This is a genomic window from Streptomyces flavofungini, from assembly GCF_030388665.1.
Lineage (GTDB): Bacteria > Actinomycetota > Actinomycetes > Streptomycetales > Streptomycetaceae > Streptomyces > Streptomyces flavofungini_A.
This window is the reverse complement of record NZ_CP128846.1, coordinates 7,412,145-7,428,894: the sequence shown is the minus strand read 5'-3', so window position 1 is coordinate 7,428,894 and position 16,750 is coordinate 7,412,145. Positions and strand designations below refer to the sequence as shown.

The following is a 16,750-nucleotide window of genomic DNA, read 5'->3' as shown; positions in this document are numbered from 1 at the left end:
TCGGGGAGCCCGGTCCACCGCCCCGCCCCCTCCACGGGGCCGTGGACCGGGGTGGCTCAGACCATCGCGGCGAGCAGGTCGCGCGTGTACGCGGCGCCCGGCCGCTCGAAGACCTCGTCGCGGGCCCCGGTCTCGACGACCTCGCCGCGCCGCAGCACGGCGACGCGGTCGCAGAAGTGCCGGACGACGGCCAGGTCGTGGGAGACGAAGAGCAGCGAGAGGCCGAGTTCGTCCCGCAGGTCCATCAGCAGGTTCAGGACCTGGGCCTGCACGGAGACGTCGAGCGCGGACACCGGTTCGTCGGCGATGATCAGCCGGGGGCGCGGGGCGAGCGCGCGGGCGATGCCGATGCGCTGGCGCTGGCCGCCGGAGAACTCGTGCGGGTAGCGGTCCAGGTCGTCGGCGGACAGGCCGACCTGTTCCAGGAGTTCGACCGCGCGTTCCCGGCGCTCGGCCGCCGCGGCCCGGGTGTGCACCCGCAGCGGTGTGGTGACGATCTGCTCGACGGTACGACGCGGGTTCAGCGAGGCGTAGGGGTCCTGGAAGACCAGCTGCACCTCACGGCTCAGCTCCCGGCGCAGCGCGGCGTCCCCGGCGGCGCCCGAGATGTCCTTGCCGTCGAAGCGGACCTCGCCCGCCGTGGGCCGCTGGAGCCCGGCGAGCACCCGGGCGGTGGTGGACTTGCCCGAACCGGACTCGCCGACCAGGCCGAGGGTCTCGCCCTCGCGCACGTGCAGGCTGACGCCGCGCACGGCCCGGGCGGGCTCGCGGCGGCGGCCGAGCAGGGTGCGGCCGCCGCCGAACTCCACGTGCAGGCCGCTGACCTCGGCGAGGGGGCGTGCGGCCGCGGTGACCGGGGTGCGGGCCGCGGTGCGCGGCTTCGGCTCGGGTTCGTCGACCGTGGGCAGGCGGGTGCCGGGCTCGCTGGTCAGGGTGGGGGCGGCGCCGATCAGGGCGCGGGTGTAGGGGTGTTCGGGTGCGGTGAGGACCCGGCGGGTCGGGCCCTCTTCGAGGAGGTGGCCGCCGCGCATCACGAGCATGCGGTCGCTCGCGTGCGCGACGACGCCCACGTCGTGGGTGACGAGGACGACGGCGGTGCCGTGCTCGTGCCGCAGCTCGTCCAGGAGGTCGAGGACCTGGCGCTGGACACGGGCGTCGAGCGCGGTGGTGGGCTCGTCCGCGACGAGCACGTCCGGGCTGTTGATCAGCGCCGTGGCGATCATCACGCGCTGCCGCATGCCGCCGGAGAACTGGTGCGGGTAGTCCCGGCCGCGGGCGGCGGGGATGCCGACCCGCTCCAGCATGTCGGCGGCCCGGTCGCGGGCCTCGGCGCGCGAGGCGGCCCGGTGGTGGATCCGGTAGGCCTCGGCGAGCTGCGCGCCCACAGTGTGGAAGGGGGAGAGCGCGGCGAGGGCGTCCTGGAAGACCATCGCGACCCGGTTGCCGCGCAGCGGCCGCAGCGTGCCCTCGTCCGCCCCGACGACCTCGGTGCCGCCGACCTCGACGCTGCCGGTGATCCGGGTCCGCGCCGGGTCGTGCAGGCCGAGCGCGGCGAGCCCGACGGTGGACTTGCCGGAGCCCGACTCCCCCACCAGGCCGACGACTTCGCCCCGCGCCAGGTCGAAGGAGACGCCCTCGACGGCCATGACGGTGCCGCGCGTCCCGGTGAAGGTGACGCTCAGGTCCCGCACGCGCAGGACGGGCCATTCCTTGCCGGAGCCGCTCACGCGAGCCTCACTCTCGGATCGAGCCAGGCCACCACGAGGTCGGCCAGGGCGACGAACACCACCACGAAGAACGCGGCGAGCAGCACGGTGCCGACGACGGTGGGCAGGTCGTTCTGCGCCACCGCGTCCACCGCGAGCTTGCCGACGCCGCTGAGCCCGAACACGGTCTCGGTGATGAACGCGCCGCCGAGCAGCGCGCCCACCTCCAGGCCGAGGAGCTGCACCAGCGGCGCGGCGGCCCCGCGCGAGGTGTACTTCAGGTGGGCGCGCAGCGGGCTGAGCCCCTTGCCGCGCGCCGTGCGCACGTACCCCTCGTGCATGACCTCCAGCATCTGGGCGCGGGAGAGCCGGGCGAACACGGCGGCGTTGACGAAGCCGAGGACCAGGCAGGGCAGGAGCAGTCCCGCGGCCCAGGCGCCGATGCCGTCGCCGGGCGAGGTGTAGCCGGGCAGCGCGAACCAGCCCGTCCGGTAGACCAGGAGGTACTGGAGGGCGTAGCCGAGGAAGTAGATCTGCACGCTGGCGCCGACCAGGGTGAAGCCGGACAGGAGCCGGTCGGTGAGCCGGCCGCGGCGCAGCGCGGACACGAAGCCCGCGCCGATCCCGAAGACGACGATCACCGCGAGGGCGCCGCCCGCGAGGGAGAGCGTGACGGGGAAGCGGCTGGTGATGGCGGCGCGCACCGGTTCGTGCAGGGCGTAGGAGTAGCCGAGGCAGGGTGCGTCGCAGGCGATCGGGGTGCCGTCGACGTCGTTGATGGTGCGGCCCGCGATCAGGCCGCGCACGTAGTCGGCGTACTGCGCGAGCATCGGCTGGTCCAGGCCCATGGAGTCGCGGACCGCCGCGATCTGGGTGGCGTCGCACTTGGGTCCGCAGGCGATGACGGCCGGGTCGGAGGGGGCGGCGTAGAAGAGTGCGAAGGCGGTCGCGGAGATCGCGAGGAGCACCACGACCGCCTGGAGCACCCTCCGCAGGAGGTAGCTGGGCATGGTTCAGGACTTCTTCAGGTACAGCCAGGCCGGGCTGATGGTGCCGTAGATCGGGTGGATGAAGGCGCCGCCGACGTCGGCGCCGCGGACCTGCTGGACGCGCTGGTGCAGGAACGGCACCAGCGGCACGTCCTTCATGATCGTGTCCTGTTCGAGGGCGATGAGCGCCTTGGCCTTCTTGGTGGCGTCGCCGATCCGCGCGATGCGGTCGAGCTCCTTGTCGACGGCCGGGTTCTGGTACCGCGGGTCGTTGTCGAGGGTGTCGCGGCGGCTGTCGAAGCGGTACGGGACGCCGGTGGCCGGGGTCGGCCAGTCCACGGACGAGGCGGACATCCACAGGTCGTACTTCGGGTCGGTGCCGCGCAGGACCTCGTTGGTGTAGGCGGGCAGCGGCATCGGCTTGGTGACGAGTTCGATGCCGGCCTTGGCGAAGGCGTCCACCAGGACCTGGGCCAGGCGGTCGTTGACGGCGTTGGACTCGTAGGCGTAGCTGAGCCGTTCGACCGGCTTCGCGGCCTTGGCCAGGTGCTCCTTGGCCTTCTTGATGTCGCCGGTCGGCGCCACCGGGTAGGTGTCGTAGGGGTGCCAGCCGACGATGGCGGGCGAGGAGTAGGTGGTGGCGATGTCGCCGACGCGCGGGCCGCCGAGTGCCTGGCGGGCCTGCCGGCGCGGGAAGAGGTAGTGGATGGCCTTGCGGACCTCCGGGTCGGCGACGCGGTCGTTGCGGATCACCAGGTGCGAGCTGAACGCGCCGCGGCGGCCGTCGACGACGAGGTCCTTCTTCTTCGGGTCGCGGTTGGCCTCGCCGATCAGCTCGGGCGGGAAGTCGTTCTTGGTGGTGACGGTGGCCGCGCCGTCGCCGCGCCCGTTGAGGATCTCCTGGGCGGTGTTGAGCTCCTTCTTCCCGAAGGTGAACTCGAACGCGTCGGCGTACTGGTGGCGGATCGGGTCGGTGTCCGCCTTCCAGTGCGGGTTCTTCGCCAGGGTCAGGGACCGGTTCTGGCGGTGCGCGACGATCCGGTACGGGCCGCTGGCGAACGGCTTGAGGTCGTAGGCGGCGCCGGTGTCCTTGTCGGGGCGCACCGGTGACGAGGAGGACTGCGCGGCCATGAACGGCACGTCGGACTGCGTCTCGTGGAAGCGGAAGACGATGGTCTTGTCGTCCGGTGTCTCGATGCGGTCGAAGTCACCGTCCTTCTCGGGTCCGCCGTAGACCTCGCGGGCCTGCGCGAGGTCGGACTTGCCGGTCAGCCACTGCGGCCAGTACGAAGGGCCGACCTCGAAGCCGGGCGCGAAGGTGCGCTGGATGCCGTACTTGACGTGCTCGGAGGTGATCGGCTTGCCGTCCTGCCAGGCGATGCCGTCCTTGAGCTTGTACGTCCAGGTGCGGCCGCCGTCGGAGGGCTTGCCGGTGTCGGTGGCGAGGTCGCCGACGAGCTTCGGCTCGCCGTCGACGATCTGGTACTGGGTGAGCTGGCGGCCCCACAGGAGCGAGGTGTTGTAGGCCTCGCCCGCGTAGATCTTCTGCGGGTCCAGATGGGCGTGGTCGCGCAGGTTGGCGACGTGAATGGTGCCGCCCTTCCGGGCGCCCGCGACGGCCGGGGCGGGGCCCGCGCTGTCCTCGGCGGTGCCGACCCGGGCGATCAGGTCGGCCTCCTGGCGCGGGGATGCCTTGTCGCTCGTGGTGCCCGCCCCGGCCGAGCAGGAGCACAGCACGAGCATGGCGGAAGCGGCGGCGGCGACGGGCACGGCCACGGTGCGTGAGGTGATCCTGGGCATGGCGGAACTCCCTTGCGGGTGGAACGGGTTGACGGTGACGCGGGCAGAAGCGGGACGGCGGCGTCGGGGGTCAGCGGCGGGTACGGGGATCGAGCGCGTCCCGTACGGAGTCGCCGAGCAGGTTGAAGGCGAGGACGAAGAGCAGGATCGTCACGCCGGGGAAGACCATGTAGGTCGGGTCGTCGTAGAAGACCTCGGAGCCCCGGGCGATCATGCGGCCCCAGTCGGGGATGGGTTCGCTGATGCCGACGCCGAGGAAGGAGAGCGCGGCCTCGGCGGTGACGATGCCGGGCAGGGCGACGGTGAGGTGCACGAGGACGGGCGCCCACACGTTCGGCAGCAGTTCGCGCAGCACGATGTGGCGGCGGGACGCGCCCACGGCCCGTGCGGCCTCGACGAACTCGCGTTCGCGCAGGGAGCGCACCGTCGTGCGGAGCACCATCGCGAGCGGCACCCAGCCGAAGGCGGCGAAGATCAGCACGAGGACGGTGAACTGCATCCAGGCGGGCTCGCTCTCGCCGGGGTCGACGAAGCGGGTCTGCACGATGGGGCTGAGGGCGAGGAAGAGCAGCAGCGTCGGAAAGGCGAGCAGGACGTTGCAGACGAAGGTGAACACCCGGTCGGCGAGCCCGCTCAGATAGCCGACGGTCACGCCGAGTACGACGCCGAGGACCGCGATGACGGCGATGGACGCCCCCGCGACCAGGAGCGAGGTGCGGATGCCGTACAGGAGCTGGGTGAACACGTCCCGGCCGAGGCCCGGTTCGAGGCCGAACCAGAAGTCGCCGGAGATGCCGCCGTTGGGCAGCACCGGCAGGCCCTCCGGGCTGAGCAGTCCGGGTTCGTTCTGGCCGTAGTGCTCGGTGGGGTTCTTGCCGTACGCGGCGGCGACGAGCGGCGCGGCGAGGGCGAGCAGCGCGAACAGGGCCACCACGCACAGCGCCGCGAGGCCGAGCCGGTCCCGGCGGAAGGCGCCGACGGCCGCGGCGAGCGGGCCGCGCGGGCCTGGGTGTGGCGCGTCGGCCATGCTGCCCAACTCCTGATGACGTGCGGACGCGGAGGTTTTCCGCGTCGGGGTGCGCATCATTAGAGCCAGCGATGCGGAGCCTTTGCAAATCCCCCGCAGAAAGCATTTCAAGAATGCTGCGCAGATTTACAGCCGCGCAACATTGCGGGCCCCCATAAGGGCATGAACACGGACATCTCGCCGCTTTGAGATCTACACCACAGACCCCCACCAAGGAAGGTCACCTGACACATCAGCCTTGCTTACGAAGGTCATCTAGCGACACCACCTCCGCATCATGGAGATATCTACGCGCGTCACCCCTTGAGAATTCAGGGATCCTGAATTCTTCAACCAGCCTTCTTAACTCCGCCGGAAAATGCCAGCGGGCCCCGGAAACCGAGAGGTTTCCGGGGCCCGCCGCCGCACTCGAACCAGACGTCAGCCGATTTCCGCCCCGAAGGCTTCGAGGGCCTCGGGCACCGGCTGGAAGAACGTCTCGCCGCCGGAGCTGCAGTCACCGCTGCCGCCGGACGTCAGACCGAGGGCCGTGTCGCCCGCGAACAGCGCGCCGCCGCTGTCACCGGGCTCCGCGCACACGTCGGTCTGGATGAGGCCGTTCACGATGTCGCCGTTGCCGTAGTTCACGGTGGCGTCCAGGCCCGTGACCTTGCCGTCGTGCAGCTGCGTGGTGGAACCGCTGCGCTGCACCTGCTGGCCGACGGTCGCGGCCCCGGCCTTGGTGATCTTCTGCGTGGAGCCGTTGTAGAGGTTCACCTCGCTCGGGTGCGCGGTGTCGCCGGAGTACTTGACGATGCCGTAGTCGTTGTCGGGGAAGCTGGAGCCCGCGTTCTCACCGATGGCCGGACCGCCCTGCTTCTCGGACCAGCTGGTGACGGCCTCCGTGCAGTGCCCCGCCGTCAGGAAGTGCGGGGCACCGTCCTTGACCACGTTGAAGCCGAGCGAGCAGCGGCTGCTGCCGCCGAAGATGGCGTCGCCACCGGCGATGAAGGGCTTGAACTCTCCCTTGGAGTGCTTCAGTTCGGCCTTCTCACCGAGACCCTCGACGACCGAGGTCAGCTTCTTGAGGTCGGCGCCCTTGACCGTGCGGTCCACGGTCACGACGACCTTGTTGGCGGCCGGGTCGGTGGCCCACGAGCTGCCGGGGACCGAGGCCTTGTCCGTGAGCGTGGCGCGGGCGCTCTTGAGCTCGGCGAGGGAGTTCTCGACCAGTCTGGCCTTGGCGCCGGCGGACTCGACGGCGTCCTTGGCGTCGTCGTCGAGGACGTTCACGACGAGCTGCTTGGCCTGCGCGTCGTAGTACGTCCCCGCGGCGTCGGCGCCCAGCTCCTTGTCCAGCGAGGAGGCGAGCTTTCCGGCCTTCGCGATGGAGAGCGTGTCCGGCTTGGGGGCGGGGGTGTCCTCACTCGCGTTCGCAGTCTGGAAGGTGACGGCCGCGCCGATCAGAGCGACGACACCCGCACCTGCCATGGCGGCACGGCGCTTGGGTATGCGGCGGTGCTTCAACTCGCGTCCTCCTGTGGGGGGTCGGTCCGCTCCGGTGTGGGGACCTCGGCGGCCGAGAGGCGTACGCGCATGGCGGGCTGACGATGGGAAAGCCGCGTCCATGCCAATAGGACGCGGCCCACTATTCCCAGCGCACGAGGTCGCACACAAGGTCTACTTCAGGACGCGCGCCCGACAACGCGCCCCCGGCCAGGACGCGTTGACCGTCCGTGGTCTCACCACGTCGGTTCCCGCTGCAAACACCCCGTGCGAGCAGTGGTCGGCAGCGGGTGAGGACTAGTCCTGTCCGGTTCTCGATGCTCGTCGGCCGGGCGCGGACGACGCCGGGACGGCGAATAGCCCCCGCCCAGGAGTGGGGGCGGGGGCTCAAGTGGCCGCTGACCGTGCGGGGTACAGGGGTGGGCGTCAGTACACGCTCACGTTGTACGCGCGCAGGGCCTCGGTGACCGGCTGGAAGAACGTCGTACCGCCGGAGGAGCAGTTGCCGCTGCCGCCGGAGGTCAGACCGAGCGCCGTGGAACCGGAGTAGAGCGGGCCGCCACTGTCGCCGGGCTCGGCGCAGACGGTCGTCCTGATCATGCCGTACACGATGTCGCCGTTGCCGTAGTTCACCGTCGCGTTCAGGCCCGTGACGCGGCCGGAGTGGGTGCCGGTGGTGGAGCCGCGACGCGTCACGCTCTGGTTGACGGTCGGGTCGGCGGCGCGGGTGATGTCCTGGCTGCCCACGGTGCCGGGCTTGGCGATCGAGTTGTTCGTGTACCTGACGATGCCGTAGTCGTTCGTCGGGAAGCTGGAGCCGCGCGTGGTGCCGAGCACGGTGGTCTTCGACGAGTTGGCCCACCAGGTGCCCGCGCCGTCGGTGCAGTGCCCGGCGGTCAGGAAGTAGTAGGTGCTGCCGCTGCGGACGTTGAAGCCGAGCGAGCAGCGCCAGCTGGTGGCGTACGTGGCGTCGCCGCCGGAGATGTACTTCTGGAACTTGCCGGGCGTCCGCTCGATCTTCAGGGCGCCCGCCTTGTCGCCCGCCGCCTGCTTCAGCTTGGCGATCTCGGCCTCGGAGACCGTGCTGTCGGCGGTGACCAGGACCTGCTTGGTCTTGGGGTCGACGTTCCAGGCGGTGCCCGCGACGTCCGCTTCCAGAACGGCGTCACTGGCGGCCGTCAGGTCGGAGGCGCTGTAGCTGCGGGCCTCGCCGGCGCTGGCGGCAGGGACGGCGAGTGCGGCCGCGGCCACGAGCCCGGTCGCGACGGCGACCGTGCGGGAGTGTCTCGCTATACCGCTGCGGGGGGTGGTGCGCTTGATCCTCACTGCTGGTTCCTCCCGAGGGAAGTCAGGGGGCCCATGTGGGTTGGGGGCCCGTGAGGCGCGGTCGAAGGACCGGCGCATTCCGGTTACGCCGTGTCCCTGACAAGCGCTGCTCGGGAGTATTCGGGGCGCCGTGACACCGCACAAGGGGTGCCTTTCAGCCGGGATGGCCGATACACGACGACCGGCCCCGGCGGTGTCGCACGTGCGGCACACCACCGGGGCTCTGGGTCATCGGCGTCCTGTCAGACGTATCAGCGGCGGGAAAGGTTCCGTTCCCCGGCGGCGATCTCGACGGTGAGGGTGTTGCCGGGCGGCGGGAAGGGGCAGATGAAGTGGTCGGCGAACGCGCACGGCGGCAGCAGCGACCGGTTGAAGTCGACGCGCGTGCGGCCCTGTTCGTCGGGCGCGGCGGGCCGCAGGAACCGGAAGCGGTAGCTGGAGACACCGCTGGTCCCGTCCGCGAACACCGCCCACAGCGAGCCGTCGCCCTCGACGCTCACCTGCAGCGCGTGCTCCCGCCCCGCCAGCGTGAAGGCGAGTTCACCGCCGAGCCCGAGCCCCCGCTCCACGCCGTCCGCGTTCCCCACGCGCACGGTGCGGTCCCGCTCGTACGGGGTGAAGAAGCCCTCGACCGCGAAGTCCGGGTCGTACGCGGTGACCTCGATGCCGGTGAAGGCGCGCCGCGCGGCCGCTTCCGGGTCGAAGTCGCGCACCGCCCAGAGCCCTTCGCGGCGCAGCACCACCAGGCGCCGCTCACCGAGGCCGAGCCGGGCCGCGCTGACGGGCCCCGCGTCGGGCGTGAGGCGGGCCGTGCCCGTGAGGGGCCGCCCGTCGAGGGAGATGCCGTCGTCGGCCGTCACCGTCAGGACGAGTTCGTCGCCGTCGGCCGACCAGCGCCCGGGCAGGCCGGGCAGCGTACCGCCGGGGTGGTCGGCGAGCCAGTGCGTGCCGGTGAGGGCCAGCGGGCCGTGGGGCGCGGAGACCGTGGCCGTGCGCAGCTCGTGCCACTCCTTGAAGTCCCGCAGCGTGTCGTCGGTCGTGCTCATGATGATCAACCCTTCCATGCGGGCTCGGGCAGCCCGAGGTGTGAGCGCAGCGTCGCGCCCCGGTATTCCGTGCGGTACACGCCGCGCTCCTGGAGCAGCGGCACCACTCGTTCGACGAACTCGTCCAGCCCGCCCGGCGTCAGGTGCGGGACGAGGATGAAGCCGTCGGCGGCGTCCGTCCCGACGCACTCCTCCAGCTGCTCCGCGGTGTCCCCGAGGACGAAGGTGACGCCGGGCATGATCCTCAGGTCGTCCGGCGCACGCCCGTACGCCGCGAGCCGCCCTTTGACGTCGGCGCAGAAGGCTCGGCCCGCCTCCAGGGTGCCGTGCCTGGTGAAGACGACGTCGGCGGAGGGAGCGGCGAACTCCCTGCCCGCGGTGCGCGACCGGCCGCGGCTCACCCACGGCTCCGTCGACCCCGTCGGAGGTCCAGGAGTCCCACAGCTCCCGTGCCGCCGCCACGAACTCGGCGGCGCGGGTGTACCGGTCGGCGTGGCCGAGGAAGCCGCCGCGGCGGAAGTTCTCGCCGGTGAAGGCGTCCGACGAGGTGACGACGTTCCCGGCGGCGGTGAACCGGCTCATCGAGGACGGGACGTACGACCGCATCCTGAGGAAGCGGGGCACCCGGGCGTCGGCGATCGACGCGTCCCGGATCTCACCGCCGGAGATCAAGGACTGACGGCACGTCACCGGCGGGCGGCCCGCACCGGGCCCCCGCCGGACACACCCCGAGGGGTCCCGTCTCAGTCACAGCACGAGCAGCAGTCACAGCAGTCGCAGTCGCAGTCCCGGCAGGCGCCCTCGCGCTTCTTGCGGGACCACGGACCCTCGTACTCCTTCGCACAGCACAGCCGGCAGGTGCAGCACAATCCGATCGCGACGGCGCACCCGGCCCAGAACCCGCGCCGCGGCTTCGGCGGCTCACCGCCGGACCAGTCGCCGCTCCCGCCGTAGTTGCCGCCGCCGTACGAGTCGCCCCGGTGGTTCCCGCCCCCGTAGTACGACCCGTCGCTGTAGGAACCCGAGCCGCCGGACCCGTACGGCCCCGATCCGTAGGACCCGTCATGGGCCGTCACCTCGTGCGCGGACGCCCCGCGCACCTCGTGCGGCGGGTGCCCGCACGAGGTGGTCCCGAACGCCCGGGCCACCGAGCGCTCGAGCTCGTGCACGAGCAGGAAGTGGGCGAGCTTGGCGTCGGTGAACCGCACCTCGGCGAGGGCGAGCCGGATGCCGTGCAGCGCGTCGTCGGCGAGCCGCCGGGCCTCGGCGCGGGAGGTGCCGAGGGCCGTGAGGGGGTTCCAGGCACCCGCCTCGGTGTCCGCGACCCGGTCCTCCACGGCGTCCAGGAGGTGCGCGAGCCTGCCGAAGAGGCGTCCGGCCTCGGCCAGCGGCTCCGCGTTGCCCGGGCGTCCGGCGAGGACCGCGGTGTGCGCGAAGGCGGCGGCGGTCGCGGTCTCCGTCGGCTCGGTCACGGTGAGCAGGGAGGTGCCGGGTCCGGCCAAGGCCTCGATGCCCTCCTGCCGTTCGACGGCGTCGAGCAGGACGGTCGTGTCGAAGCCCACGTCGGCGCCGGTGCTCGCGCCCGCGCGGCCCCACCGGCCCGCGACACGCCGGGCCGCGGCGGCCACCGGCCTGCGCGCCAACAGGCCGTCGCCGTCGACGACGTGGTCCTTGACCTTCGCGGACGCGAGCACGAGCGAGACGGCCGCGGCGAGCCGCGCGCCCTCGCCCTGGGCGACGGAGGCGGTGCGCATGCCGCGCAGCGGGCAGGGGCCCGCGGTGCGCCGCCGGCCGGAGGCCCGCTCGGCCTGAGCCTCCGTCAGAACCGAGATGATCAGACCGTCGTAGTTGGTCACGACGCGTGCGAACTGCCCGTGGTCACCGCGCAGCGCGAGACACAGCCCGCACAGATGCGCCAGCCACTGGGGCTTGAGTCCCTCCCCGAGACGGTGACTGCAGGGCCTGACGATTCCGAACAAGGCGACTCCCCCGTGAGTCCGATGAGTCCGATGAGTCCGACGAATCCGCCGGGCGAGCGAACTCCGGCATCGTATCGACCCGTCCCTCCCCCCGCCCGTTCACCCGTACGCACCGCGCGTCACCCATACGCCGCGAAGAATCATATTTCACTCACTGTCAGCAGCCGTACACGGCACGACCCTTGAAGAATCCCGCGCGTCGCCGTATTGACTGTGTGCCAGTACCGTCACGAAAACCCCGCGCGGCGACTATCCCCTTGGCGCACCATCCGCATCATGGACGACCATAGGGATGCGGAACGCAAGCAGACCGCTGCGAGAGGAGGCGTCCATGGGATCGGTGCGCAAGGCGAGTGCCTGGCTTGGCCTCGTCGACGACAACAACGACGAGCGTTACTACGACGGATACGAAGACGACGGGGCCGACGGCCCCGAGGCGGCCGAGGCGTGGGTCACGGACCCGCGGGTCAAGGTCGCGTCGGACGTGGCCGAGGACAAGGGCCACAGGATCGGCACGGTCACGCCGGACAGCTTCCGCGACGCCCGCGCCATCGGTGAGATGTTCCGGGACGGCGTGCCGGTCATCATGAACCTCACGTCGATGGAGCCCGGCGACGCCAAGCGCGTCGTGGACTTCGCGGCCGGGCTCATCTTCGGTCTGCGCGGCTCCATCGACCGGGTCGCGCACCGCGTCTTCCTGCTGACCCCCGCCAACACGGAGATCGTCAGCGGCGAGGCCACGGCCCAGCGGACCGACGGCTTCTTCAACCAGAGCTGAGGCGAGGCCGCTCGCCGCGCCCGTGCCCCGCCGCCGCGCGCCCCGCGCGCTCAGCGGAAGGCGTCGAGCCCGGTGAGCGCCTTGCCGAGGACCAGCTGGTGCATCTCGACGGTGCCCTCGTAGGTGAGCACCGACTCGAGGTTCGTCGCGTGCCGCATCACGGGGTACTCGAGCGAGATGCCGTTGGCGCCGAGGATCGTGCGCGACGTGCGGCAGATCTCGATCGCCTCTCGTACGTTGTTGAGCTTGCCGAAGCTGACCTGCTCGGGGCGCAGCCGCCCGGCGTCCATGCGGCGTCCGAGGTGGTGCGCGAGCAGGATGCCCTTGTGCAGCTCGACCGCCATGTCGGCGAGCTTCGCCTGCGTGAGCTGGAAGCCGCCGATCGGCCTGCCGAACTGCTCCCGGGTCTGCGCGTACGCGACGGCCGCTTCGAAGCAGGCCCTGGCCGCGCCCATCGCGCCCCAGACGATGCCGTAGCGGGCGTGCGACAGACAGCTGAGCGGGCCCTTCAGGCCGGTGACGCCGGGCAGTACCGCGTCGGTCGGCAGCCGCACCTCGTCCAGGACCAGCTCACTGGTGACGCTGGCCCGCAGCGACCACTTGTGCTTGATCTCCGGCGCGGCGAAGCCCGGGCTGTCCGTGGGGACGGCGAAGCCCCGGATCCCGTCGTCGGTCTGCGCCCAGACCACGGCGACGCCCGCGACCGAGCCGTTCGTGATCCACATCTTGCGCCCGGTCAGGACCCAGTCCGTCCCGTCCCTCTTCGCGTACGTCCGCATGGCCGCCGGGTCCGAGCCGTGGTCGGGCTCGGTGAGGCCGAAGCAGCCGATGATCTCGCCGGCCGCCATTCCCGGCAGCCAGCGCTGCTTCTGCTCCTCGGAGCCGAACTTCCAGATCGCGTACATCGCGAGGGAGCCCTGCACCGACACCAGCGACCTGATCCCGGAGTCGGCCGCCTCCAGCTCCAGGCAGGCGAGCCCGTACTGCACGGCGCTCGCGCCCGCGCAGCCGTAGCCCGTCAGCGACATCCCGAGCGCCCCGATCGACCCCAGCTCCCGGGCCAGTTCCCGCACCCCGGGCAGCTCGCCGCTCTCGTACCACTCCGCGATGTGCGGCAGCACGCGGTCCGCCGCCCAGGACCTGACGGTGTCCCGGACCGCCAGGTCCTCCGGGTCCAGGAGGTCGTCCAGGCCCAGGGGGTCGGTCGGGTCGAAGGGGGGCAGGTTGCTGCTGCTTGCGGGCGACATCGCGGGGCCTCCGGCGGGCTCTTAACTAGCGCTGGTAGTCACATGCGGCTCGGGTCGACGCTACGGCGCGGCATCCCTCACGTCCAGAGTGGGCCTGGGCCTTGCCGGGGGCTCCCCAGTCCTGCCTCTTCCCGAACCCGGGGCTCCGCCCCGGACCCCGCATCGGCGCTTCGCGCCTCGTCCTCAAACGCCGGACGGGCTGAAAATGTGCGTGCAGCAGCGTCTTAGCCCCTCCGGCGTTTGAGGAGCGGGGTCCGGGGCGGAGCCCCAGTTCGGGAAGGGGCGGGCCTGGGGCGCCCCCGCGAGGGCCTCAGCGCAGGGACTCCGCCGGAACCCCCGCGCCCTCGCGAGGAACAGGTATGCCCGGCTCGACCTCCCCGGCAGAGCCCCCGCACTCCATGACCCGGGGCAGCCGCAGCGCCGCGAGCGCCCCGAGAAGCAACAGCCCCGCACTGACCAGGAGCGTCACGTGCAGCCCGTGCACGAAGGAGTCCCGGGCGGCGACCCGCAGCGCCTCCCCCTGCGCCCCGCCGAGCCGATCGGCGACGTCGTAGGCCTCACCGAGCGAATGCCCGGCGGCAGCGCTGTCGGCGGCGGGCACGCCCCGGACGGAGGAGAGCCCGGGCGCGTACGCGGCGTTCATGACGCTGCCGAGGAGCGCGATGCCGATCCCGGCGCCGAGCTGGTAGGAGGTCTCACCGATGGCGGCGGCCCCGCCGGCCTGGGTCTGGGGCGCCTCGCTGAGCATCGACTCGTAGGCACCGAAGAGCGTGGTCTCCAGGCCGAAGCCGAGCAGCACGAAGCCGGTGAGGAGCAGCGGGGCGTTGTCCTCGCTGCCCATGGCGGTGAGGGCGGCGACGGCGAGGGCGGTGAGCCCGAAGCCGGAGGCGACCATGGCGCGCGGCCCGAAGCGCTGGAGCATGCGGGACCCGGCGAGCCCCGCGGCCATGGCGGCGATGGTGAGGGGGAGGAGGCGGAGACCGGTCTCCAGGGGGGACAGGCCGAGGACGAGCTGGAGGTACTGGGCGGCGATGAGTTCGAGCCCGACGAGGGCGAGCATCGCGAGGACGATGCACCCCACGGACGTGCTGAACGCGGGCCGCGTGAACATGGCGAGGTCGACGAGCGGATGCCGCCGGCGCCGCTGGCGGCGCACGAAGGCGACCAGGAGTCCGCCGCCCACGAGGAGCGCGAGCAGCGTGGTCGCGCCGAGCGGCGACTCCCCGCCGCCGAGCCGCTTGACGCCGAGCACGAGGCCGAAGAGCCCACCGGCGGCCATCAGGGCGCCGACGACGTCCCAGGGCCCGTTGCGGGCGCCGGTCGACTCGGGCAGGAGCCAGCGTCCGACGGGCAGGCTGACGAGCATCAGCGGGATGTTGATGAGGAAGACCGAGCCCCACCAGAAGTGTTCGAGGAGGAAGCCGCCGAGGAGCGGTCCGCAGGCGGCGCCGACGGCGGCGACGGCGCTCCAGACGCCGATCGCGAGGGCGCGCTCGCGCCGGTCGGGGAAGACCTGGCGCAGGATCGAGAGCGTCGCGGGCATGATCATCGCGCCGCCGACGCCGAGCAGCGCGCGGGCCGCGATGAGGACGTCCGGGGTGTCGGCGAGCGCCGCGATCGCGGAGGCCACGCCGAAGAGGCCGTAGCCGAGGAGCAGGACGCGTCTGCGGCCGACGCGGTCGCCGAGGGTGCCGAAGAGGATCAGGAGCGAGGCGCAGACCAGCGGATAGATGTCGACGATCCACAGGAGCTCGATCGCGCCGGGCTTGAGGTCCTCGGTGACGGCGGGCACGGCGACGTGCAGGACGGTGGCGTCGACGGCGACAAGGAGCAGGCTGACGCAGAGGACGACGAGCACGACCCAGCGGTTGGCGCCCTCGCCGGGGGGCCGACGGCCGGATGGAGCGGCGGCCGTGGTCGTCCCGGACATGTGCGTACCTCCCAGTGATTCCTCGCGAGTGCGGCCAGTGGGGGGCCGGCGGGACCCTACGGGATCCGGTCGTCCGGCTGTGGCGGCTGTGAACGGCGAGTGGCCGTCAGCGTACGCGAGTCCCCGGCCGGCTCGCGTGGCGGACCTCTCATGGTTGCCGCGCGGGCGTGTGGTGTGCGCCACGTTCGCTCGTGCCGGTGATGTTCGGATGCCCTCGCGCCGTCACGAGCATCCGGGTCGGGAGCCGATAATCGAGCCCGTGACCGATCTTGATCAGCGTCCCGCCACGGGGCACCGGACCGCCGCCGCGCTGCGCCGGGCAGCGCCCGCGCTCTTTGTGTACGCCGGGGTGCGCGCGCTGGGGCTCGTGGTGCTCGCCGTGTGGGGTGCCGCGGCGGGCAAGAGTCCGCACACCTTGCTGTCCGCCCGCTGGGACTCGCTCTGGTACACCCGCGTCGCCGACTTCGGCTACGGCTGGGAGGTGAAGCTGCCGGACGGCAGCGTGCACTCGAACCTGGCGTTCTTCCCGCTGCTGCCCTGGCTGGAGCGGGCCGGTTCGGTGTTCGGCCTGTCCTACGCGGACGCGGGCCTGGTGGTGAGCGCGCTCGCCTCGCTGGGCGCGGCGGGCGGGATCTTCGCGGTCGCGGAGCACGTGTACGGCCGCCGGGCCGGGGTGTGCGCGGTCGCGCTGTGGGCGGTGCTCCCGGTCGGCGTCGTGCAGTCGATGGCGTACAGCGAGTCGCTGTTCACCGCGCTCGCGGCCTGGGCGCTGTACGCGGTCCTGACCGGTCGCTGGGTGACGGCGGGGCTGCTCGCCTCGCTCGCCGGGCTCACGCGGCCGGTGGGCGCGGCGGTGGTCGCCGCGGTGTGGGTGGCGGCGGCGCTCGCGGCGTACCGCAGGAAGCGGGCCGGTGAGCGGCCGCTGGTGGTCGGGCGGGACCGGCGGGTGCTGCTCGGCGTGGCCCTGGCGCCGCTCGGCGCGGCGGGCTATGTGCTGTGGGTCGGGCACCGCACGGGCGACGGCCTGTTCGGCTACCTCGACGTCCAGAGGCAGTGGGGCAACGGCTTCGACGGCGGCTACGCCTTCGCGCGCTTCATCGGCGAGAAGTTCACGTCCCCGGCGGGGGCGCTCGCGGGGATCGGTCTGATCGTCGGGGTCGCCGCTCTGATCTGGCTGTACGTCAAAGGGGTGCGCCAGGGCCAGCCGCCCGCGCTGCTCGTCTACACCGGGATCGTCGTCGTACTCGCGCTGTGCGCGTCCGGCTACTTCGGCTCCAAACCGCGCCTGCTGATGCCCGCCTTCCCGCTGCTGCTGCCGCTCGCGGTGGCGCTGGCGCGGCTGCGTGCCAGCAGGGCGGCCCTGGTCGTGGGCGGGGTGGCCGTGGTCAGCGCGGTGTACGGGGCCTTCTGGCTGCACGGCTCCGGGCCGCCGTGAGG

The 16,750-nt window shown here is 72.2% G+C and carries 13 protein-coding genes and 1 pseudogene; 3 read left to right on the top strand and 11 right to left on the bottom strand.

The features are described 5' to 3' along the window. Positions 1 to 56: 56 nt before the first annotated feature. The 8 genes from QUY26_RS31870 to QUY26_RS31835 all read right to left on the bottom strand — a co-directional run bounded on the left by QUY26_RS31870 (position 57) and on the right by QUY26_RS31835 (position 9,780). Positions 57 to 1,727 carry a dipeptide ABC transporter ATP-binding protein gene (locus QUY26_RS31870; protein WP_289952798.1) on the bottom strand — a complete coding sequence of 557 codons (1,671 nt, stop codon included), beginning with the start codon at positions 1,725 to 1,727 and terminating at the stop codon, positions 57 to 59. Then, the gene (locus tag QUY26_RS31865; RefSeq protein WP_289952795.1) at positions 1,724 to 2,716 is read right to left on the bottom strand and encodes an ABC transporter permease; all 993 of its coding nucleotides are present in this window, start codon (positions 2,714 to 2,716) and stop codon (positions 1,724 to 1,726) included. The genes QUY26_RS31870 and QUY26_RS31865 overlap by 4 nt, the downstream gene beginning before the upstream one ends. A gap of 3 nt (positions 2,717 to 2,719) precedes the next feature. After that, positions 2,720 to 4,495: an ABC transporter substrate-binding protein gene (locus tag QUY26_RS31860; RefSeq protein ID WP_289952794.1), complete on the bottom strand. Its 1,776-nt coding sequence runs from the start codon at positions 4,493 to 4,495 to the stop codon at positions 2,720 to 2,722. Positions 4,496 to 4,565: 70 nt separating this feature from the next. Next, a complete protein-coding gene (locus tag QUY26_RS31855; protein ID WP_289952793.1) occupies positions 4,566 to 5,522 on the bottom strand; it encodes an ABC transporter permease in 957 nt (318 codons plus the stop codon). 420 nt (positions 5,523 to 5,942) lie between these two features. Further along, the gene (locus QUY26_RS31850) at positions 5,943 to 7,028 is read right to left on the bottom strand and encodes a S1 family peptidase (protein ID WP_289952792.1); all 1,086 of its coding nucleotides are present in this window, start codon (positions 7,026 to 7,028) and stop codon (positions 5,943 to 5,945) included. Positions 7,029 to 7,433: 405 nt separating this feature from the next. Beyond that, positions 7,434 to 8,333 (bottom strand): S1 family peptidase, encoded by a 900-nt coding sequence (locus QUY26_RS31845; RefSeq protein WP_289952790.1) that lies wholly within the window; start codon positions 8,331 to 8,333, stop codon positions 7,434 to 7,436. A gap of 251 nt (positions 8,334 to 8,584) precedes the next feature. Beyond that, positions 8,585 to 9,379 (bottom strand): DUF1684 domain-containing protein, encoded by a 795-nt coding sequence (locus tag QUY26_RS31840; RefSeq protein WP_289952789.1) that lies wholly within the window; start codon positions 9,377 to 9,379, stop codon positions 8,585 to 8,587. Between the two features lie 5 nt (positions 9,380 to 9,384). After that, complete coding sequence (locus QUY26_RS31835) at positions 9,385 to 9,780, bottom strand: LLM class flavin-dependent oxidoreductase (protein WP_354670720.1); 396 nt, start codon at positions 9,778 to 9,780, stop codon at positions 9,385 to 9,387. A gap of 155 nt (positions 9,781 to 9,935) precedes the next feature. Here QUY26_RS31835 and QUY26_RS31830 point away from each other — a divergent pair. Further along, positions 9,936 to 10,058: pseudogene (locus QUY26_RS31830) on the top strand (ABC transporter substrate-binding protein); the annotation flags it as partial. 64 nt (positions 10,059 to 10,122) lie between these two features. On the opposite strand, the gene QUY26_RS31825 reads toward QUY26_RS31830, so the two are convergent. Beyond that, a complete protein-coding gene (locus QUY26_RS31825; protein ID WP_289952787.1) occupies positions 10,123 to 11,358 on the bottom strand; it encodes a DUF5685 family protein in 1,236 nt (411 codons plus the stop codon). 331 nt (positions 11,359 to 11,689) lie between these two features. Here QUY26_RS31825 and QUY26_RS31820 point away from each other — a divergent pair, with 331 nt between their 5' ends. Next, positions 11,690 to 12,136 carry a cell division protein SepF gene (locus tag QUY26_RS31820; RefSeq protein ID WP_289952784.1) on the top strand — a complete coding sequence of 149 codons (447 nt, stop codon included), beginning with the start codon at positions 11,690 to 11,692 and terminating at the stop codon, positions 12,134 to 12,136. Between the two features lie 50 nt (positions 12,137 to 12,186). Here QUY26_RS31820 and QUY26_RS31815 read toward each other — a convergent pair whose 3' ends face one another. Further along, positions 12,187 to 13,383, bottom strand: a complete 1,197-nt coding sequence (locus QUY26_RS31815; RefSeq protein WP_289952782.1) for an acyl-CoA dehydrogenase family protein — start codon at positions 13,381 to 13,383, stop codon at positions 12,187 to 12,189. A gap of 310 nt (positions 13,384 to 13,693) precedes the next feature. After that, positions 13,694 to 15,313, bottom strand: coding sequence for an MFS transporter (locus QUY26_RS31810; RefSeq protein WP_289952780.1), 1,620 nt, complete (start codon positions 15,311 to 15,313; stop codon positions 13,694 to 13,696). 259 nt (positions 15,314 to 15,572) lie between these two features. Here QUY26_RS31810 and QUY26_RS31805 point away from each other — a divergent pair, with 259 nt between their 5' ends. Further along, positions 15,573 to 16,748 (top strand): glycosyltransferase family 39 protein, encoded by a 1,176-nt coding sequence (locus QUY26_RS31805; protein ID WP_289952779.1) that lies wholly within the window; start codon positions 15,573 to 15,575, stop codon positions 16,746 to 16,748. Positions 16,749 to 16,750: the final 2 nt, after the last annotated feature.

Coding starts and splice junctions, on each gene's coding strand:
- QUY26_RS31865 (WP_289952795.1), bottom strand. CDS start 2,716: ATGCCCAGCTACCTCCTGCGGAGGGTGCTCCAGGCGGTCGTGGTGCTC.
- QUY26_RS31860 (WP_289952794.1), bottom strand. CDS start 4,495: ATGCCCAGGATCACCTCACGCACCGTGGCCGTGCCCGTCGCCGCCGCC.
- QUY26_RS31855 (WP_289952793.1), bottom strand. CDS start 5,522: ATGGCCGACGCGCCACACCCAGGCCCGCGCGGCCCGCTCGCCGCGGCC.
- QUY26_RS31840 (WP_289952789.1), bottom strand. CDS start 9,379: ATGAGCACGACCGACGACACGCTGCGGGACTTCAAGGAGTGGCACGAG.
- QUY26_RS31820 (WP_289952784.1), top strand. CDS start 11,690: ATGGGATCGGTGCGCAAGGCGAGTGCCTGGCTTGGCCTCGTCGACGAC.
- QUY26_RS31815 (WP_289952782.1), bottom strand. CDS start 13,383: ATGTCGCCCGCAAGCAGCAGCAACCTGCCCCCCTTCGACCCGACCGAC.
- QUY26_RS31810 (WP_289952780.1), bottom strand. CDS start 15,313: ATGTCCGGGACGACCACGGCCGCCGCTCCATCCGGCCGTCGGCCCCCC.